The sequence below is a fragment of the Frankia sp. ACN1ag genome (assembly GCF_001414035.1).
In the GTDB taxonomy this organism is placed as follows: domain Bacteria; phylum Actinomycetota; class Actinomycetes; order Frankiales; family Frankiaceae; genus Frankia; species Frankia torreyi.
Genome location: NZ_LJPA01000005.1, coordinates 146,429 through 165,635 on the forward strand (window position 1 = coordinate 146,429; position 19,207 = coordinate 165,635).

15 protein-coding genes and 4 pseudogenes are annotated in these 19,207 nt (G+C 75.2%); 15 read left to right on the forward strand and 4 right to left on the reverse strand.

Annotated features, from left to right (window positions below):
- Window positions 1-27 precede the first annotated feature (27 nt).
- From UK82_RS33950 to UK82_RS05990, 5 genes and pseudogenes are all read left to right on the forward strand, one after another.
- On the forward strand, window positions 28-195 hold the full coding sequence (locus tag UK82_RS33950; RefSeq protein ID WP_157866929.1) for a hypothetical protein: 168 nt from the start codon (window positions 28-30) through the stop codon (window positions 193-195).
- Between the two features lie 53 nt (window positions 196-248).
- Window positions 249-1,139, forward strand: coding sequence for a methyltransferase domain-containing protein (locus UK82_RS05980; RefSeq protein WP_236705562.1), 891 nt, complete (start codon window positions 249-251; stop codon window positions 1,137-1,139).
- On the forward strand, window positions 1,129-1,238 hold a 110-nt coding region (locus UK82_RS36085), incomplete at its 3' end, for a hypothetical protein (protein WP_255354251.1). The genes UK82_RS05980 and UK82_RS36085, both read left to right, overlap by 11 nt.
- Before the next feature lie 12 nt (window positions 1,239-1,250).
- Window positions 1,251-2,349 (forward strand): annotated as a pseudogene (gene dinB / locus UK82_RS05985) (DNA polymerase IV); the annotation flags it as partial.
- A gap of 168 nt (window positions 2,350-2,517) precedes the next feature.
- Window positions 2,518-2,925: a DUF3040 domain-containing protein gene (locus UK82_RS05990; RefSeq protein ID WP_044883594.1), complete on the forward strand. Its 408-nt coding sequence runs from the start codon at window positions 2,518-2,520 to the stop codon at window positions 2,923-2,925.
- 33 nt (window positions 2,926-2,958) lie between these two features.
- Here UK82_RS05990 and UK82_RS05995 read toward each other — a convergent pair whose 3' ends face one another.
- From UK82_RS05995 to UK82_RS06005, 4 genes and pseudogenes are all read right to left on the reverse strand, one after another.
- Window positions 2,959-5,607 (reverse strand): DUF3488 and transglutaminase-like domain-containing protein, encoded by a 2,649-nt coding sequence (locus tag UK82_RS05995; protein WP_044883681.1) that lies wholly within the window; start codon window positions 5,605-5,607, stop codon window positions 2,959-2,961.
- Entirely contained in the window at window positions 5,604-6,524 is a 921-nt protein-coding gene (locus UK82_RS06000; RefSeq protein WP_313949790.1) for a DUF58 domain-containing protein, read from the reverse strand. The genes UK82_RS05995 and UK82_RS06000 overlap by 4 nt, the downstream gene beginning before the upstream one ends.
- Before the next feature lie 119 nt (window positions 6,525-6,643).
- Window positions 6,644-6,947: pseudogene (locus tag UK82_RS36090) on the reverse strand (DUF58 domain-containing protein); the annotation flags it as partial.
- Between the two features lie 8 nt (window positions 6,948-6,955).
- Entirely contained in the window at window positions 6,956-7,984 is a 1,029-nt protein-coding gene (locus UK82_RS06005; protein ID WP_055406569.1) for a MoxR family ATPase, read from the reverse strand.
- 447 nt (window positions 7,985-8,431) lie between these two features.
- On the opposite strand from UK82_RS06005, the gene mraZ reads away from it, so the two are divergent.
- The 10 genes and pseudogenes from mraZ to UK82_RS36100 all read left to right on the forward strand — a co-directional run.
- Window positions 8,432-8,863 carry a division/cell wall cluster transcriptional repressor MraZ gene (mraZ, locus tag UK82_RS06010; protein WP_044883597.1) on the forward strand — a complete coding sequence of 144 codons (432 nt, stop codon included), beginning with the start codon at window positions 8,432-8,434 and terminating at the stop codon, window positions 8,861-8,863.
- A gap of 265 nt (window positions 8,864-9,128) precedes the next feature.
- Window positions 9,129-10,106 carry a 16S rRNA (cytosine(1402)-N(4))-methyltransferase RsmH gene (rsmH, locus tag UK82_RS06015; protein ID WP_055406570.1) on the forward strand — a complete coding sequence of 326 codons (978 nt, stop codon included), beginning with the start codon at window positions 9,129-9,131 and terminating at the stop codon, window positions 10,104-10,106.
- Window positions 10,103-11,038, forward strand: a complete 936-nt coding sequence (locus tag UK82_RS06020) for a hypothetical protein (RefSeq protein ID WP_055406571.1) — start codon at window positions 10,103-10,105, stop codon at window positions 11,036-11,038. The genes rsmH and UK82_RS06020 overlap by 4 nt, the downstream gene beginning before the upstream one ends.
- A 509-nt stretch (window positions 11,039-11,547) precedes the next feature.
- Window positions 11,548-11,725: hypothetical protein (locus UK82_RS42365; RefSeq protein WP_396230468.1), on the forward strand; the 178-nt coding region annotated here is incomplete at its 3' end.
- Window position 11,726: 1 nt separating this feature from the next.
- Window positions 11,727-13,239, forward strand: a pseudogene (locus UK82_RS06025) (peptidoglycan D,D-transpeptidase FtsI family protein); the annotation flags it as partial.
- Window positions 13,240-13,375: 136 nt separating this feature from the next.
- The gene (locus tag UK82_RS06030; protein WP_396230463.1) at window positions 13,376-14,965 is read left to right on the forward strand and encodes a UDP-N-acetylmuramoyl-L-alanyl-D-glutamate--2,6-diaminopimelate ligase; all 1,590 of its coding nucleotides are present in this window, start codon (window positions 13,376-13,378) and stop codon (window positions 14,963-14,965) included.
- Window positions 14,962-16,365 (forward strand): UDP-N-acetylmuramoyl-tripeptide--D-alanyl-D-alanine ligase, encoded by a 1,404-nt coding sequence (murF, locus tag UK82_RS06035; RefSeq protein ID WP_055406574.1) that lies wholly within the window; start codon window positions 14,962-14,964, stop codon window positions 16,363-16,365. Before UK82_RS06030 ends, murF begins: the two co-directional genes overlap by 4 nt.
- Before the next feature lie 49 nt (window positions 16,366-16,414).
- Entirely contained in the window at window positions 16,415-17,482 is a 1,068-nt protein-coding gene (gene mraY, locus UK82_RS06040; RefSeq protein ID WP_044883602.1) for a phospho-N-acetylmuramoyl-pentapeptide-transferase, read from the forward strand.
- Window positions 17,483-17,540: 58 nt separating this feature from the next.
- Window positions 17,541-18,914: a UDP-N-acetylmuramoyl-L-alanine--D-glutamate ligase gene (gene murD, locus UK82_RS06045; RefSeq protein WP_055406575.1), complete on the forward strand. Its 1,374-nt coding sequence runs from the start codon at window positions 17,541-17,543 to the stop codon at window positions 18,912-18,914.
- Window positions 18,915-18,916: 2 nt separating this feature from the next.
- Window positions 18,917-19,207: pseudogene (locus tag UK82_RS36100) on the forward strand (putative lipid II flippase FtsW); the annotation flags it as partial.

The window sequence follows — 19,207 nt, forward strand, 5'->3', positions numbered from 1 at the left end:
TGCGCGTGACGAAGCAGGTGATCATCGATGGCTCTCACCGGTTCCGGGCTCCGGCACCACGGCGCGCACCGGGGGGCGCGCCGGGTCGTGCCGTCCGCCGTGGCCCGCCGCAACGCCTGGGTGCTACGGATCCTGGGACTGTCGGTCGGCGGGCTCGCGGTCGGCGTCGCCATCGGCCTCGTCGTGGGCCGCTGACCCGCCCGCGCCCGACCGGGGCAACCAGGGCGGGCGGCCGGGAGGAGGAGGCGATGTCGATGGTCGACCATGTCACCGGCGGCGATCTGCGGCAGGCCGCGATCTGGCACGGTCTGTGGGCCGTCCTGCCCCGCCCGGCCCCCCTGGCCCCGGTCGACCAGGCAACGGCGGCTGGGACGGGGGCCGGGACGGGGGCACCGGGTGAGCCGATGGTGGGGGCGCGCCGGCCGCTCGTCGTCGACGCCGGCGGCGGCAGCGGCGGTTTCGCCGTGCCGATCGCGGCCGCCGGCTATCCGGTCGTCGTGGTGGACCCCTCGCCCGACGCGCTGGCCGCCCTGCGCCGGCGCGTCGCCGAGCAGGGGCTCGGCGGGCGGGTCACCTCGATCCAGGGAGACCTGCGTGACCTGACCGGCATCGTCGGCGCCGGGCAGGCCGACCTGCTGCTGTGCCATTCGGTGCTGGAGATCGTGGACGACCCGCAGAGCGCACTCGCGCAGGCGCTGGGGGTGCTGCGGCCGGGTGGTGCGCTCAGCGTCGTCGTGGCCGGTCTCGCCGCCGCGGTCCTCGCCCGTGCGCTGGCCGGGCAGTTCGAAGCGGCCCTCGCGGCACTCGTCGAGGACATGCCCCCCGCGCACCGGCCGTCCGGGGCTGATCACAGCTCGTCGGCGGCCAGGGAGCCGGCGGTTGGTCGGGTGCCTCGGCGGTTCACCACCGCGGAGGCCGTCGCGCTGGTCCAGGCCGCGGGGGCGGAGGTGCTCGACGTCCACGGGGTGCGGATCTTCGCGGATCTGGTGCCGGGGGAGCGCCTGCCCGACGCCCTGGCGACGCGGCGGCTGCTGCGTCTGGAGCTTGCGGCCGCCGGGCGCGAGCCGTTCCGGGCGTTGGCGGCGCAGCTCCACGTCCTTGCCCGCAGCCCGGGCGGCACGGGTCCCCATGCGCGCTGAGAGCACGATCCTGCACGTCGACATGGACGCCTTCTTCGCCTCGGTGGAGCTGCGCCGCCGGCCCGAGCTCCGTGGCCGGCCCCTGATCGTGGCGGGGGGNGAGCGCGGGGNGGTGCTGTCGGCGACCTACGAGGCCCGGGCGTACGGGCTCCGCAGCGCGATGCCGATGGCGCGGGCGCTGCGCCTGTGCCCCACCGCGGCGGTGGTTGCGCCCGACCATGCCGCGTACCGGGCGGCCTCGATCGAGATCATGAAGATCTTCCGGGACGTCACCCCGCTGGTCGCGCCGCTGTCGGTCGACGAGGCGTTCCTCGACGTCGCCGGCGCGCGGGCGCTGTTCGGGTCGGCGCCGCGGATCGCCGCGGACATCCGCCAGCGGGTGGCGACCGAGCAGGACCTCACCTGCTCCGTCGGCGTCGCGCCGTCGATGTTCGTCGCCAAGATCGCCTCGACCCGGTGCAAGCCGGACGGGCTGGCGGTCATCGCCCCCGACGAGGTACTCGCCTTCCTGCATCCGCTGCCGACCGGGGCACTGTGGGGCGTCGGCCCGCGGGCGGAGGCCACCCTGACCCGGCTGGGGCTGCGCACGATCGGGGACATTGCGAACACCCCGGTGGACACGCTGCGCCGGGCGCTCGGGGACACCGCCGGAGCCCACCTGCACCGGCTGTCGTGGGGGATCGACGAGCGGCGGGTGGATCCCGTCACCACGGAGGTCACCGTCGGCGCCGAACGCACCTTCGCCACCGACATCACCGAGCCGGCGGCGCTCGCTCGGGAGCTGCTGCGCCTGTCCGGACGGGTGGCCGGCCAGCTCCGGCACCGGGACCGGCGCGCCCGGACCATCTCGGTCAAGGTGCGCTACGGCGACTTCCGGACCGTGACCCGCGCCCGCACGCTGCGTGATGGCACCGACGTGTCCCAGGCGATCTACTCCACCGCGACGGACCTGGTGACGGATCTGGGCCTGCTCGGGGGCGGCCGGGTTGCCGGCGCCGAGGTCATGGCCGTGCGCCTGCTGGGGGTGCGGGCCGGCAACCTCGTCGACGCGGGCGGCGGCAGCAGGCAGCTACTGCTCGGGGAGCGGCCCGACGGCTGGGCGGAGCTGGACCGGGTCGCCGACCGGGCGCGTGACCGGTTCGGCGCGGGTGCGGTGGGTCCGGCGGCCCTGCTCGACCGGCCCGAGGGGCCCTCACCGGGCCCACCGTGACGACAGCGTGTCCCGGCATGAACGGTGCTGCTTCGGGCACGGGACACGTGAGGTGATTGGCTCGGTTCCAACCGGCATGACGGGTTGCCTACCGCACCCGCCCGCGCATGCCTATTCTTGGTTGTCAGGTTCCGTCTGCCGGGCCTGTAGGTCGTGGGAGGAGCGTCGATGCCGCTCTCGGAGAACGAGCAGCGCCTTCTGGAGCAGATCGAGCGCGCTCTCGTTGAGGATGACCCGAAGTTCGCCAGCACCGTGCGGTCGACAGACCCCCGCACGTACCTGCTGCGCCGGGTGCGCCGCAGTGCGGTGGTCTTCCTGCTGGGGCTCGCCGTCCTGGTGGTCGGCGTGGTGCTCAACCGGGTGCCGCTCACCGTCATCCTCGGCATCCTCGGGTTCCTGATGATGCTGTTCGCCGCGCTGCGCGGGGCCGCCGACCTGCGTCGCATCAGCGGGCGCGACACGGGCGGCCGCCGGCCCGGCGGCCGAGGCCGGTCGAAGGGACGATCCCGGACGAAGGCGCCCTTCATGGAACGGGTCGAGGAACGCTGGCGGCGCCGCTGGGAAGACCGGTCCTAGCAGGCGCGGAATCTCCCCGTCGTCCGGGCGATCTCAGGGGCCGTCCGGCGGCGCTGATCCGCCGCTGTGCGCCGGCTCCGGGACACGGGCCTCGGCATCGTTCACCGCCGCGGGCTGCGGCCCGCCGCCGGAGCGGCCTGGTCCGGTGTCCGTGGGGTGCCGCCGCAGGTACCGGCGGATCCGGCCGGCGCGATCGCGGCCCGGTTCGTCCGGCTCACGGCGGCGGAACACCGACGGCGGCGCAAGGCGCGCCATGATCCGGCGGGTTCGCGGGGCGACCGACCAGAGCGTCCCGGAGGCGGTGGCGACGTCCCGCCTCACCTCGGCGTGCGGCGGCGGGGCGGCGAGTTCCGGGGGCGCGTATCGGGCCCGCTCCTCCGCGGCCGCCAGCCGGGCCAGCGCCTCGCGGGCCTGGGGGTACGACGGGACGGCCGGCGTCGGGTCGGTTTGGGAATTAGCCTGCGCCGCCGCGGTGGCATCGGCCTGCCGGTCGGCCGCCGGCTCGGCCTGCCGCGCGGACGCGGACGCGGGCTCGGCGTCGAGGTAGGCGGTCAGCCGGGCGACCCCGGCCCGCGGCGAGTCGCTGACCCGGATCGTGATGCCGAGGTCGGAGGCGACGTCGAGCAGCTCCGCCCAGGCATCGTGCACCTGGTCGACGCCCTGCGCGCCGGTCCGGCCGGCCGGACCGCCGCCGGCGCCGGCGCCGGCGGTGTCGTCGGGTCGGCCGTGTCGTAGCCGGGCCCGCCGCCGCCGGAACCGGATGATCGCCGGGGTGGCCAGCAGGGCCGCCACGGGCGGAACGGTCGCGCACAGCCAGATCACCCAGGCAGGGATGCCGGGGGAGGTGTCGGTGTCCTCGCCCGCGGTCGGGGGGTGCGTCGCGGTCGGGTCGTCGGGGTTCGCCCCGGCGCTGGGCATCGGAACCTGCACCGGTGCGGGCAGCGGCTGGGCACCGGACGCGCTCTGTTCGCCGGGCGGCGCGGCCGCCCCGTCCGGATCGTCGATGCCGGCGGGCGCGTACGAGGGCGCCGCCGTCGCCCCGTCCGAGCGGCGGGTCGGCTCGAAGCTCACCCAGCCGACCGAGGGGAACCACACCTCGGGCCAGGCGTGCGCCTGCCGGTTCGTGATCAGGTAGCTGCCATCCGCCTGCTGCTCGCCGGGCACGAAACCGATGGCGACCCGGGCGGGGAGGCCGAGCATCCGCACCAGGACGGTCATCGCGGAGGCGAACTGCTCGCAGTACCCCCGGTGCGACTCGAAGAGGAACTCGGCGAGGGCGCCTTCCTGGGTGGTCGGCGCGCCTGCCAGGTCGTAGGTGAACAGCGGCCCGCGCAGGTGCTGCTGGATCGCGTACACCTTCTCGTAGGGGGTGCGCGCGTTGTGGGTGATCGATTCGACGAGCTGGCGCAGGCGGGGGTCGAGGTTGTCCGGCAGCGCGGTGTCCACGGCCAGCTCGGCGGGGGCCGGCCCGGTCGCGGCCGCCAGCTCGGCCCGGGTCGGGTTTGGCACGGTCGCGTCGACCTGGTAGCGCACGCCCGCGGTCGAGGTCCGGGTGGAGAAGATCGTGCCGGTCGGGGCCGCCAGCCGCCAGTCGCCGGTAAGCCCCTTGATCTTGGTGGGGATGCCCGGGACCGGCAGGTAGAGCTCCTTGAACCGGGTGGTGACGGCGATGTCCGCGCTGACCTGCGCCGTGGTGCCGCCGAGGCGCGGCTTCGGTAGACCCTCGCTGACCCGGTTGTCCCGGGTGGCGTTGAGCGCCCGCAGGGTGAACAACTGCCCGTCGAAGTTCTCCAACGCCGTCAGCCGCAGATACCGCGGGGTCTGCGAGCGCACGCTGAACAGGGGCACCTGCTTGCTGGCGTGCAACTGCTGGCTCACCGAGACGATCGGCTGTACGACGCTGGCCGAGCTCGGCCCGTCTCCGGCGCCGTAGCCGCCCTTGCGCGACACCAGCCCCTCGCCGTCCAGCGACGGCAGGCCGAGCGGCACCGCGACGGCGACGAGCAGCGCGGCGAGCGCCACCCCGAGCGCGTTCACGGTGAGCCGGCCGCCGAACGCCTCGCGCTCGCCGCGCCCCCGGCCGGCGTCGGACACCGTCCGGCCCCACCGGCCGAACGCCAACCGACCGTCCAGCAGCAACAGCGCGACGAAGCTCGCCGCCCCCAGCAGGAACGGAACGGTGCCGACGCCGCCGGGCAGGATCGCCGCGGACACCGCGTACAGGGCCAGCAGGGGCAGCCCGCCGAGGGCCGGGCGGTCCAACGTCACCACGATCAGATCGACGACCATGACGACGAGGTAGATGCCGACGACGGTCAGGACCACCAGCCCCGGCCGGTGCGGCACCGGCGCCGCCAGCCGGGAGATGTCCGAACTGCCGTCGGCGATGAGCGCGCGCAGCGTCCGCACCGTCCCGGCGGTCGGCACCACCCCGAGCAGCGCCGTCCCCCGGGCGCACAGCACGGTCACGGTGCCGACGAGCCCGGCGAGGCTGAGCAGGATGGCGGCCGCGACCGGCAGCCGCAGCAACCTGCCGAGCGTCGCGGTCGCCACCGCGACGACGACCGCGATCACGACGGGCCGCATCCACCACAGCGTCCCGTCGAACAGCCGGGACAGCGCGCTGGTGGACAGCAGGCAGGCGGCTGCGGCGACGACGGTGGAAACCGGGCGGACGGTCACCGGGCCGCCCGGCGCGGGGGCTGGCCCGCGGCCCGGGTCGCCGAGGCCGGCCCGCCGCCCCCACGATCGTCCGCGGGGCGGGCGCCGGCGAATCCCCGCTGGCCCGCCAGCGCCGTCACCCGCGGCCACACCGAGGCGAGACTCATGCCCTGCCGTGCGACGAGGACCGCCCAGCCGGCGCGGGTCAGCGCCGTCCGCGCCGTCGCGAGGTCGGCGGCGGCCGCCGGGTGGGGGTGCCAGCTCGTCACGTCGACGAGGACGGCGATGGCGGGGGCACGGTGTGAGCGCGCGGCGGCCAGCGTCGTGAGCTGGGCAGGCTCCGTGTGGCCGAGCACGGCGACAAGCAGGCCGCCCCGGTCGCCGCCGGGGCGGCGCAGCGCGGCGAGGGCCGGGTGCAGTGACTCGGCGTCGACCGGGGCGAGCGTGGCCAGCTCGTCGAGCAGTCCGGAGACGGTCGCGCCGGCCGCGGTCGTGACCTGCCCCCGGTCGGTGAGCAGCCGGACCCGGTAGCCGCCGCGGACCAGGTGGAGCCCGATCCCGCCGACGGCGCTGACCGCCCATTCGAACGCCGATGAGGGGCCGGAGTCCGGCCAGGCCCGCATCCGGGTGTCGAGCAGGATCGCCGCGGCGCCGATCTGCGGGTGCTCCTCGCGTCGAACCATCAGCTCGCCGCTGCGGGCCGTCGTCTTCCAGTGCACCTTGCGCAGGTCGTCGCCGGACCGGTACGGCCGGGTGGTCGTCTCGTCCTCGCCGACGAGGCCGGTGGCCCGGCGCAGCTCGGCGCTCACACTGGCCGAGGCGCCCGGCCGGGCCGGCGGGAGCCGCTCGACGGCGGGCGCGACGATCAGCTCGTCGAGGCTGCGGAAGCTGCGGGACAGCTCGCAGAGCCCGAACGGATCGCCGAGCCGGATCGCCATCGGCCCGATCTGGTAGCGGCCGCGGACCGACGCGCGCAGGGCATAGGAGAGGTCACGGCTGCCGCCGGGCTCGATCCGGTCGAGCACGAAGCGGGCGCCGCCGCCCAGACCGGAGCCGNTCGTGTCCTCCACCAGCAGCACCGACGACGGCGAGCGGCTGACGTTCTCCAACTGGATGCGCACGCTGACCCGGTCGCCCGCGGTGACCCGGCGCGGTTCGAGCCGGCGCGTGCAGGACAGCCGGTAGCGGGTGCGGCAGACGACCGCCGCCGCGAGCACCGGCAGGCTCGCGACGAGCAGCCCGATGCGCAGCAGGTCCTGCTCGCCGAGGATGATCGCGGACACGGCGCAGGCCGCCCCCGCGGCGAGAAAGGACCGGCCGCGGACCGTCAGGCCGCGCAGCGCCGCGACGAAGTCCCGCACACGGATCTCTAACGGCCGTGCCGGGCCGGGCGTGCCGTGCCGGGCCGGGGAATGGGGATCCGGTGCAGGACCTCGGTCAGAATCCGGGCGGCGACCTCGGTGCCGGGCTCGCCGGAGAGCATGATCTCCGGGTGTAGCAGCAGGCGGTGCGCCATCACCGGGATGGCCATCTCCTGCACGTCGTCGGGCAGGACGAAGGCGCGCTGGTCCAGCGCGGCGCGGGCGCGCGCGGCCCGGATGAGGTGCAGCGCCGCCCGGGGAGACGCCCCGAGCGCGATCTCCGGATGCACCCGGGTCCCGCCGACGAGGTCGACGATGTAGTGCCGCACCTCGGGAGACACGTGCACGGTGCGCACCAGGGAGATCAGTCGAGCGATCTCGGCGGCGTCGGTGACCGGGGTGATGCCCGTCAGAGGGTTGGCGTTGCCGTGGTTGTCGAGCATCGCCATCTCGGCGGCGGGGGAGGGATAGCCCATGGAGATGCGCGCGGTGAAGCGGTCCCGCTGCGCCTCGGGCAGCGCCCGGGTGCCCTCCATCTCCACCGGGTTCTGGGTCGCGATGACCATGAACGGCGACTCCAGCCGATAGGTGACCCCGTCGACGGTGACCTGATGCTCCTCCATACATTCCAGCAGGGCGGACTGCGCCTTGGGCTCGGCCCGGTTGATCTCGTCGCCGACGACGATGTTGGCGAACACCGGGCCGGGGCGGAACTCGAAGTCCCGCGTGCCCTGGTTGTAGACGCTGACGCCGGTGACGTCGCTGGGCAGCAGGTCGGGAGTGAACTGGATGCGCCGCACCCGGGCGTCGATGGAACGGGCGAGGGCCTTGGCGAGCATGGTCTTGCCCACCCCGGGGACGTCCTCGATGAGCAGGTGACCCTCGGAGAGGAGGACCACCAGCGCCGTGGTGATCGCCTCGGACTTGCCGTCGATGACCGTCTCGACGCGCGCCCGGACCCGGTCGGCGATCTCGGCAAGGTGGCCGATGTCGGCCACCGGGTCACGCCAGTGGAGCAGACCTGGGTCGGTCACCACTAGTTGGCCCCCCTCCGGGCGTCGGGCTTTCGGGCTGCGCGGAGCCGGCCCCGACGAAACCCGTCCCCCTCCCGAGTGTGACATCCACAGCGGCCGTGCAGGCCACCGTGGTCAAGGAAACCTGCGCGAGACCGGGCCGGCGGGTGGGGGTACCAGGTAGCGGGCCCCCCACCCGCCGAGCCCCGGTCGGCGCGTGGGGGGGGAGCCGTTCGACCCTCGCAGTTAGGGGACTTTCCTACCAATTTCTGCGGGTTTATACCAGTCCTTGTCTGGGCATCACGCGCGCCTGATGTCGGAGTGGTTTCGGTGGGGTGGCGCGGGGTGTTGAGGGGGTGTCGGGTGGGGGGCAGTGGAGTAGAGTGGCGCGCAGTGGGGGGCAGGAGCTAACGGTTGACCGTCGCGGGGTGATCTGGCGCTGTCTTCCCCGCAGCGGCAGGGAGGTTGCCGGTGTTTCTCGGCAGCCACACACCACGGCTGGATGACAAAGGGCGGCTGACTCTGCCCGCGAAGTTCCGCGACGAGTTGGAGGGGGGGCTTGTGATCACGAAAGGGCAGGAACGATGCCTGTACGTCTTCCCGATGGCGGAGTTCACCCGGATCAGCGAGTCCCTGCGCACCGCCCCGGTCACGGCGAAGGCGCTGCGTGACTACAGCCGGGTGTTCTTCTCCTCGGCTGCTGACGACGCGCCGGACCGGCAGGGGCGGATCACCATTCCCACCCCGTTGCGCACCTACGCGGGGCTGACGCGCGACTGCGTCGTCAACGGGGCGAACACCCGGGTCGAGATCTGGGACGCCCAGCGCTGGCAGGCCTACCTGGAAAGCCAGGAGGAGAGCTTCGCCGAGCTGTCCGAGGAGGTCCTGCCCGGAGTTATCTGAGCTGCCCTGGGATCTCACGATCCGGATGCCCGGAACATGTGTTCCGGCCCACGCCCGCACCCGCCTCTCCGGCCGCCCCTTCCCCGGCGGCCGGCACGGCGGGGAGCGTACGGGGTTGGCCACACCCGGCGGTCCCGCGTGCGGATTCCGCCGCACCGGCGGTGCCCGTGCGTCCTGCTCGGGATGCCGCCGTACCGGACTAGCCCGTCAGCACATCTGAAGACGAGGTCCACGAGCGGTCGAGGGAGGCTCAGCGCTGAACGCCATGCACACGCCTGTGCTGACCGACCGCGTACTGGAACTGTTGGCCCCGGCCCTGAGCAGGCCGGGAGCCGTGGTGGTGGACGCCACGGTGGGGCTCGGCGGGCACGCCGCGGCCCTGCTCGCCGCCTTCCCCGAGGTCCGGGTCGTCGGTCTCGACCGCGATCTCGACGCCCTGACGCACAGCGGTGAGCGGTTGCGAGCACTCGCACCCGAGCGGGTGCGGCTCGTCCACGCCGTCTACGACGAGATCGGCACGGTCCTCGCCGGGTTCGGATCCGCGCGGGTCCAGGGGGTCCTGTTCGACCTCGGGGTCTCGTCGCTGCAGCTCGACACCGACGCGCGCGGGTTCGCCTACTCGCGGGACGCGCCGCTGGACATGCGGATGGACGCCACCCGCGGCCGGACGGCCGCCGAGGTCCTCAACACCTATGACGCCGCCGAGCTGGCGCGGATCCTGCGGGACTACGGCGAGGAGCGGTTCGCCCGCCGCATCGCGGAGTCGGTCGTCCGGGCCCGCGCCGTCGAGCCGTTCACCACCTCGGCGCGGCTGGTCGACCTCGTCCGCGACGCCATCCCGGCGCCGGCGCGACGCACCGGCGGCAATCCGGCCAAGCGCACCTTCCAGGCACTGCGCATCGAGGTCAACTCCGAGCTGGACGTGCTCGCCCGGGCGTTGCCCGCCGCCTTCGACGCGCTGGCCGTCGGCGGCCGGCTCGTCGTGCTGTCCTACCACTCCCTCGAGGACCGGCTGGTCAAGCGGGAGCTGCGCGGCTACGCGGAGACGCTGGTGCCGCCGGACATGCCCGTGGTGCCGGCCGGCGCCGAGCCGCGGTTGCGCTGGCTCACCCGTGGCGCGGAACCGGCGAGCGAGGTCGAGAAGGCCGACAACCCGCGGGCGGCGTCCGTGCGGTTGCGGGCCGCCGAACGCACGGCTCCGAACCCGGACCGTGCCCAGCCCACCACCGGAGGTGCATCGTGACCGCTCCCGCGCAGCCGCTTTCCCGGGCGGGGCGGGGCGGCGCCGGCCGCGCCGGTGGCCCGCCCCCCGGCGCCCGCGCGGCCCGGGTGCCGGGTGCCGCGGCGGTGCGCACCGCCGCGGCGACGGCTCCGATCCTCGACCCCCCGCTGCGGCGGGCCCCCGCCCGGACGCGGCTCACGGTGGTTCGCCCGGCCCCGACGGGGGCTCGCAAGGGGCCGTTCGTCGTCCTGCTGCTGGTCATGCTCGGCGCCGGCCTGCTGGGTCTGCTGGGGCTCAACCTCGCGCTGATGGAGAACTCGTTCCAGGAGAACACCTTGCGTAACCGGGCTTCCGCCCTGGCGGACGAAGAACAGTCGCTCGCGGTGCGGGCCGACCAGCTCTCCGACCCGGCAGCGCTGGCCGCCCAGGCGAGCCGCTTCGGCATGGTGCCCGGCGGGGTGCCCGAGTACCTCGCGCCGGGCACCCCACTGCCGCCGGGCGCCCGGGTGCTGTCCCGGGAGCCGGGCAGCGGTTCGGTCCTGGTGATCGTGCCCGCACCGGCGGGCCAGCAGCCTCCGGCCGGCGCGGGCACAGCCCGGTCCGGCGCGGGCGCAGCCGGGTCCGGGACGGGCGCAGCCGGGTCCGGGACGGGCACGACGGCGGTTGCCGGCACCGGCGCGGCTACCACCGGTGCCGCGGGCACCGCCGCCAGCACCACCGGGACCGCGGGCGCTGCCATCGGCGCGGAGACGACCGTGCCCGGCGCCGCGGGCGCCACCGCGGCCGGCACGAGCGGCGCGGCGGCCGGCGCCGCAGTGGGATCGCAGCAGCCGGCTTCGGGGACCGCGCCGGTCCCGGGCACGGGCGGCAGCGGGCTGGGCGCCGGGGCGCAGTCGGGCACGGCGACCTCGACCGGCACGGCCGGCGCTGACCGGGGTGGGCCCGCGCAGTGAGCTCCGCCCTCTCCGGCTCACCCCGGCGCGGGCGCGGACGGCTACGGCTGGTGACACCGCCGCCGGCCTCCGTGCACGGCGGCCGGTTGCGCCGCGATGATGACACGGCTCGGGGCCCGGCGGACGACCGGGATCACGACGATCCGGGTCGCCCGCCCAGCAGGTCGGGCCAGCGGGCCGCCCGGCCCCGCGGTGCGCAGGAGCATCCGCGGGCGCGTCGGGGCGGGAGCGGCACGGCCCGGGGGGGCACCCGGGGACGAGGCCGGGCGGGTGGCGCCCGCGGGCACGACGGCCGCTACCGCGACCATGGTGCTGGCGACTACGCCGACGCCGCTGGCTATGACGAGGCCGTCGACTACGACGGTGCCTACGACTACGACGGTGCCGTTGCGCCCGGCCGGGGCCGCAGCGGGCGGGCCGGCGGTGGCCGCCGGCCACCGCGTCCCCCGGTCCGGCGCAACTACCGGCTGAGCAGCCCGCGGCGGCGGCTGCGGGTGACGATCGTGTTCATGTGCGCGCTGCTCGGCATTCTCGCGCTGCGACTGACCCAGCTCCAGGGCTTCTCCGCGTCGACCTACGCGGCGCAGGCCGAGAAGGAGCGGCTGCGCACGATCGTGCTGCCCGCGGTGCGCGGCGCCATCACCGACCGGTCCGGCCACACCCTCGCCCAGCACGTCGAGCTGCGCGNGGTCTACGCGAACCCGACGAACGTCAGGGACATCGGCGCGACCGCCGCGAAGCTCGCCCCCGTGCTCGACGACAGCGCGGCCAGGCTGACGAAGCTGCTGACGGACCCGACCAGGCACATCAAGTTCGTCTACCTCGCCCGCGGACTGAACCCCGACGTCGCGAAGAAGGTCAGCGCCCTGGAGCTGCACGGCATCGGTATCACCGAGGAACGCGGCCGCACCTACCCGGCCGGTCCGCTGGCGGCCAACGTCGTCGGGTTCATGCGGCGCGGCGACGGGGACGTGCTGGAAGGCGCCGGCGGCCTCGAGCTCGAGTACGACAAGGTGCTGCGGGGAACCGACGGCCAGCGCGTGCTGGAGGCCAACCCGGAGGGCATCGAGATCCCCTCCGGACACGGCCGGCAACGCGATTCCGTCCCCGGCTCGGCGCTGCGGCTCACCCTCGACCGTGACATCCAGTGGAACGCCCAGCAGGCCATCGCCAACGCGGTGCGATCCTCCGAGGCCGACGGCGGCACGGTCGTGGTGATGGACCCCCGCACCGGGGACGTCCTCGCGATGGCCGACGCGCCCGAGTTCGACCCGCGCAACATCACTCCGCGGGACCAGCCGGCGTTGGGTAACCGCTCGACCCGGGACGCCTACGAGCCCGGCAGCGTCAACAAGGTGATCACGATGGCCGCCGCGCTCGACCGCGGGCTCATCACCTCGGAGACGCCGCTGACCATCCCGCCGTCCATCATCCGCGGCGGGGTGCGCATCAAGGACTCCGAGGAGCATGGCGTCGAGCATCTGACCACCGCCGGGGTCCTGGCCCGCTCCAGCAACATCGGCACCGTGGAGATCGCCGAGCGGGTCGGCCGGCCGGCGTTGGAGCAGGCGCTTCGCGCCTTCGGTCTCGGCGCGAAGACGGGGCTGGGCTTTCCCGGCGAGGGCACCGGCCTGCTGCCACCGGCGAAGGACTGGTCGGGCAGCCAGGCCGCGACCATCTCCTACGGGCAGGGCATGTCGGCGACGGCGCTGCAGATGGCGTCGGTCTACGCCACCGTCGCCAACGGCGGCGTGCGGGTCACCCCCCGGCTTGTCGACGCCGTCACCGGCCCGGACGGGACCGTCCAGGTCACCCCCCATCCCCCCGGCCAGCGGGTGATCAGCGCGCAGACCGCGGCGACGCTGAGCCGGATGCTGGAGACGGTCGCGACGAACGAGGGCACCGCGCCGCTCGCCGAGGTCCCCGGCTACCGGGTGGCCGGCAAGACCGGCACGGCGTACCGGCCGGACCCGGTGCACGGCGGATACGAGGGCTACACCTCGTCGTTCATCGGCTTCGCGCCGGCCGACGACCCGAAGGTCGTCGTCGAGGTCGTCCTGGACAACCCGAAGAAGGGGTATTTCGGCGGGCAGGTCGCCGCGCCGGTGTTCCAGGGTGTGATGAGCTTCGCCCTGACCACCCTCGGCGTGCCGCAGCCGACGACGAAGCCGTCGCCGCTCGTCCTCGATCTGGACAAGTAGCACTGGAATCGCAACAAGGAACTCGGAGAGCTGGACAAGCCGCGCGGGACCGGTCCACCTGCGGCATTCGGTGGACCACCGCCAAGCCCGGGCGCCCCTGCCGATGGCCGAGCTTGCTCCCACTAAGGTCGTCAGCGTGACCCCACCGGCACCCCGACCGGCCGCCCCGACGGCGTGCGGCCTGGCTGATCTGCGCGCGGTGCTCACGGCCGCGGAACTCCCACTCCCGCCGGCCCCGCCGCCCGTCGGCCCTGGTCCGGACGCCGCGGCGCCCGCCGGACCCGGCCTGGACGCGGTGGTGCGCGGCGTCACCCACGACTCCCGCCGGGTGGCGCCCGGCGACCTCTACGCGGCGCTGCCGGGCGCGCACGTGCACGGGGCCGACTTCGCCGCCGCCGCGATCGCCCGCGGCGCGGTGGCGGTGCTCACCGACGCCGAGGGCGCGCGGCGGATCGCCGCCGCGGGCGGGCCGGCGGCCGCGCTGCCGGTGCTCGTCAGCGTGGACCCGCGCCGCGACCTCGCCCCGGTGGCGGCCCGCGTCCACGGCGACCCGTCGGCGGCGCTGCGCCTGCTCGGCGTCACCGGGACCAACGGCAAGACGACGACCGCGTTCCTCCTCGACGCCGGGCTGCGCGCGGCGGGCCACACCACCGGGCTGGTCGGCACGGTGGAGACCCGCATCGCCGGGGACCGCCTGGCCAGCGCCCACACCACCCCGGAGGCCAGCGACCTGCAGGCGCTGCTGGCGACCATGGTCGAACGGGGCGTGGACGCCGCCACCATGGAGGTCTCCAGCCACGCGCTGGCCCAGCACCGGGCGGACGCGCTGCACTTCGCCGGGGCGCTGTTCACCAACCTCAGCCAGGACCATCTCGACTTCCACCCCACGATGGCGGACTACTTCGAGGCGAAGGCGTCGCTGTTCACGCCCGGCCGGGCGGCGGCCGCGGTGATCGGCGTGGGCGACGAGTGGGGCCGGCGGCTGGCGGCCCGCCGCCCGGACGCGGTCACCTTCGCCGTCGACGGCCCCGCCGACTGGACGGCCCGCGACATCACCGCCGGCCCCACCGGCAGCGAACTGCTGGCCGCCGGGCCGGGCGGCGAGCGGGTGGAGCTGTCCGTCCCGCTGCCCGGGCTGTTCAACATCGCCAACGCGCTGGGCGCACTGGCGCTGCTCGTGGCGGTCGGGGTGGACCCGGCCGTCGCGGCCGCCGGGATCGGTTCGCTGCCCGGCGTGCCGGGACGGATGGAGCGGGTCGACGCCGGCCAGCCGTTCCTGGCCCTGGTCGACTTCGCGCACACCCCGGACGCGGTCACGACGCTGCTGGCGACCGTCCGTCCCCTGGTGAAGGGCAGGATCATCATCGTGCTCGGCTGCGGCGGGGATCGTGACCGCGGCAAGCGCCCGCTCATGGGCGCCGCCGCCGCCACGCTCGCCGACCTCGCGATCCTCACCAACGACAACCCGCGCTCGGAGGACCCGGCGGACATCCTCGCCGCGATGCTCGCCGGGGTGCCGGCCACCGCGCGCGCGGCGGGCCGGGTGCTGGTCGAGCCGGACCGGGCCGCCGCGATCGCCGCGGCCGTCGCCGCCGCCGGCCCGCAGGACGCCGTCGTCGTCGCCGGCAAGGGGCACGAGTCCGGGCAGGAGCAGGCCGGGCTGGTGACCCCGTTCGACGACCGGGCGGTGCTGCGGGCGGCGCTGGACGCGGCGGCGCGCGGATGATCCCGCTGACCCTCGCCGAGGTCGCCGCGGCGACCGGCGGACGCCTCGACGCGGTCCCCGACCCGGCCGCCGTGGTCGGCGCCGTTGCCGTGGACTCCCGCCAGGTCGGCCCCGGCACGCTGTTCGTCGCCCTGGTCGGCGCCCGCTCCGACGGGCACGACTTCGCCGCCGCGGCGGTGGCCGCGGGGGCGCCGGCGGTGCTCGCCGCCCGGCCGCTCGGCGTGCCGGCGGTCGTCGTGGCCGACCCGTCCGCCGCCCTCGCCGCCCTCGCGGCGCACGTGCGCGACATCGCCCGCGCCACCGTCGTCGCCGTCACCGGCTCGGCGGGCAAGACCACGACCAAGGATCTGCTCGCGGACCTGCTCGCCGAGCTCGGCCCGACCGTGGCCGCGCCCGGGTCGTTCAACAACGAGATCGGCCTGCCGCTGACCCTGCTGCGCACCGAACCGGACACCGCGTTCGTCGTGCTGGAGATGGGCGCGCGCGGCCTCGGGCACATCGCCACCCTGTGCGCGGTGGCCCGCCCGTCCGTCGGGGCGGTGCTCAACGTCGGCAGCGCGCACGTCGGCGAGTACGCCGACGGCCGGCTCGGCATCGCCGCGGCCAAGGGTGAGCTCGCCGAGGCCGCCCGCGACGCCGTCGTCCTCAACGCCGACGACCCGCTGGTGGCGGCGATGGCGCCGCGGGCGCGTGGCGAGGTCATCACCTTCGGCGAGGACGCCGCGGCGGACGTGCGCGGCGCCGACGTCCGCGTCGACCCGCTGGGGCACGCCTCGTTCGACCTGCTCGCCGGCGGCGAGCGCCACCGGGTCACCCTCGGCCTCGTCGGCGCGCACCAGGTGCCCAACGCCCTCGCCGCGGCGGCCGTCGCCCTGCGCCTCGGCCTGAGCCCCGCGCGGACCGCGGCGGCGCTCGGCGCGGCGCGGGCGCGCAGCCGCTGGCGGATGGAGGTCACCCGGACCGCCGCCGGGGTCGTCGTCGTCAACGACGCCTACAACGCCAACCCCGAGTCGATGCGCGCCGCCCTGGCGACCCTGGTCGACATGCGCGGGGTGGGCCGGGCGATCGCGGTGCTCGGGGGCATGGGAGAGCTCGGCGACGCCGCCGACGACGCGCACGACGCGCTCGGCCGGCTCGCCGTCCGGCTCGGGATCGACCAGGTGATCGCGGTGGGGCCGGCGGCCCGGCGCATCCACCTGGCGGCGTCGCTGGAGGGTTCCTGGGACGGCGAGTCGCGGTGGGTGGCGGACGCCGACGAGGCGGTGGCGATGGTGGTCGCGCTCGCCCGGCCGGACGACGTCGTGCTGGTCAAGGCCAGCCGGTCCTACGGACTGGAGCGCGTCGCCGAGGACGTGGTGACGAGGTTCGGCGTGGTCGGCGCCGGGATCGAGGGGGCATGAGAACGGACCGCTGGGTGCACCGGGGCGGACACGCGCGGGTGACACACGCGTGAGAGGCGTTCTTATCGCGGCCATGGTCGCGTTGGTCGTGTCGTTGCTCGGTACGCCCTGGGTGATCCGGTTCTTCCGCCGGCAGGGGTACGGGCAGGAGATCCGCGAGGACGGGCCGTCGAGCCACCTGACCAAGCGCGGCACGCCCACCATGGGCGGCACCGTGATCATCGTGGCGACGCTGGTCGGCTACTTCCTCGCCCACCTGGTCACCGGGATCGGCTTCACCGCCTCCGGTCTGCTCGTCCTGCTGGTGATGACCGGACTCGGCGTCGTGGGCTTCCTCGACGACTACATCAAGATCCGCAAGCAGCGCAGCCTCGGGCTCACCGCCCGGATGAAGTTCGCCGGCCAGGCCGCGGTCGCGATCGCGTTCGGCCTGCTCGCGGTCCGGTTCAAGAACCATGCCGGGCTGCTGCCGGGGTCGACGTACATCTCGATCGTGCGCGACACGTCCCTGTCGGTCGGCATCATCGCCTTCCCGCTGCTGGCGTGGATCATCATCGCCGCGACGTCGAACGCGGTGAACCTCACCGACGGCCTCGACGGCCTCGCCGCCGGCACGTCGGCGATGGTCTTCGGCGCCTACGTGGTCATCTCGTTCTGGCAGTTCGGCAACCTGTGCGAGCCGGGGGACTCGCCGGCCGGCTGCTACGCGGTGCGCGACCCGTTGGACGTGGCGCTGGTCGCGGCGGCGGCGATGGGGGCCTGCTTCGGCTTCCTGTGGTGGAACGCCAGCCCGGCGAAGATCTTCATGGGGGACACCGGCTCGCTCGCGCTCGGTGGCGCGTTCGCCAGCATCGCCATCGTCAGCCGGACCGAGCTGCTGCTCGTCGTCCTCGGCGGCCTGTTCGTCATCGAGACCCTGTCGGTGATGATCCAGGTGGCGTTCTTCAAGGCGACGAAGAAACGCGTGTTCAACATGGCGCCGATCCACCATCACTTCGAACTCGCCGAATGGCCCGAGACAACGGTGATCATCCGGTTCTGGATCGTCTCCGGCCTCGCGGTGGCCTTCGGGCTCGGCCTGTTCTACGCCGAGTTCCTCTCCCACGGAGGTGGCTAGCCCCATGACGGCGGTTGGCCCCACGGAGGCGGTTGGCCCCACGGAGGCGGTTGACCCCGTGACCGCAGCGGAGCCGCGCACCTGGACGGGGCTGCCCGTGCTGGTCGTCGGGGTGGGGGTGTCGGGGCTCGCCGCGGCCCGGGCGCTGCTCGGCCGCGGCGCCCGGGTGCGGGTCGTCGACGCCGGCGACACCGAGCGGCACCGAGCGGCCGCCGCCGACCTGCGGGCGCTCGGGGCGACGGTGGAGCTCGGCGGCCTGCCGGCGGATCCCGGTGGGGCGGGGCTCGTCGTGACGTCGCCCGGCGTCCCGCCGACCGCGCCGCTGATCATCGGATCGGCGGCGGCGGGGGTGCCGGTGTGGGGGGAGGTCGAGCTCGCCTGGCGCTGGCGCGGCGCCACCCGCTGGCTCGCCGTGACGGGCACGAACGGCAAGACCACGACCACCGAGATGCTCGGGGCGATGCTCGCCGCGGGGGGTCGGCGCGCGACCACCGCCGGCAACATCGGCACGCCGATCGTGGAGGCCGTCGCCGCCGAGCCGCCCTACGACACGCTCGCCGTCGAGCTGTCCAGCTTCCAGCTCCATTACACCCACACCGCGGCCCCGCTGGCCGCGGCCGTGCTCAACGTCGCGCCGGACCACCTCGACTGGCACGGCGGCGCGGACGCCTACGCCGAGGCCAAGGCGCGGATCTGGCGCCATCCCGCGACGATCGCGATCGGCAACGCCGACGACGCGGCGAGTACCCGGCTGCTCGCGCAGGCGCCGGGGCGCCGCGTGCTGTTCGGCCGGGACCCTGCGGCCCGCCCCGCCCCGGGGCTGACCGTCGAGGCCGGTCACCTCGTCGACCGCGCCTTCGGCGGCGGCCGGCTCGTCGCCGTGCGCGACCTGCGCATCGCCGGCCCCCACCTGATCTCCAACGCGCTGGCCGCGGCGGCGCTCGCCCGCGCCGAGGGCGTCGACCCCGCGGCGATCGGCGCCGCGCTCGCCGAGTTCCGCGCCGGTGCCCACCGCAACGCCGAGGTCGCCGTGATCGACGGCGTCCGCTGGGTGGACGACAGCAAGGCGACCAATCCGCACGCCGCCGCCGCCTCGCTGGCCGGCTACCCGTCGGTCGTGTGGATCGCCGGCGGCCTGAACAAGGGCCTCGAGTTCGACGAGCTCGTCCGCGACGCCCGCGGCGTGCTGCGCGGCGCGGTGCTCATCGGCCGCTGCGCCGACGAGATAGCCGTCGCGCTCGCCCGACACGCCCCCGATGTCCCCGTCGAACGGGCCGCCGGCATGGACGATGCGGTGAAGGCCGCGGCGGCGCTCGCGCGCGCCGGTGACACGGTGCTGCTCGCGCCGGCCGCGGCCTCGATGGACATGTTCCGCGACTATGCGGCCCGCGGAGACCTGTTCGCCGAGGCGGTGCGCGCACGAGAGGGGTAGCCGTGGCTGGTTCAAGGCCGGTGTCGCCCTCTACCGGGCTGTCGGTGCGGCCGATCGCCGGCCGATCCGTCCGGTCCGGCCGAGACGCTCGAGACGCTCGAGACGGCCGTGACGGGGGGCAGGGGCGGGGCTCGGGCAGGGCGTCGGCCCGCGGCCCGGGCCGCGCCCGCGGCGAGGCGCCGGCCGGCGATGACGACGGCCCGGTGGACAGAGAAACCGCCGAACTGCGGGTGCCGCTGCTCGACCGGCCGTTGGCCTCCTACTACCTGCTGCTGTCCTCGGCCGGCCTGCTG

Bases quoted from the DNA above. Each gene is read 5' to 3' on its own strand.
- UK82_RS05990 (WP_044883594.1), top strand. From the start codon at position 2,518: ATGCCGCTCTCGGAGAACGAGCAGCGCCTTCTGGAGCAGATCGAGCGC.
- UK82_RS06000 (WP_313949790.1), bottom strand. From the start codon at position 6,524: ATGGCGATCCGGCTCGGCGATCCGTTCGGGCTCTGCGAGCTGTCCCGC.
- murF (WP_055406574.1), top strand. From the start codon at position 14,962: ATGATCCCGCTGACCCTCGCCGAGGTCGCCGCGGCGACCGGCGGACGC.
- UK82_RS05980 (WP_236705562.1), top strand. From the start codon at position 249: ATGTCGATGGTCGACCATGTCACCGGCGGCGATCTGCGGCAGGCCGCG.
- rsmH (WP_055406570.1), top strand. From the start codon at position 9,129: ATGCACACGCCTGTGCTGACCGACCGCGTACTGGAACTGTTGGCCCCG.
- UK82_RS33950 (WP_157866929.1), top strand. From the start codon at position 28: ATGGCTCTCACCGGTTCCGGGCTCCGGCACCACGGCGCGCACCGGGGG.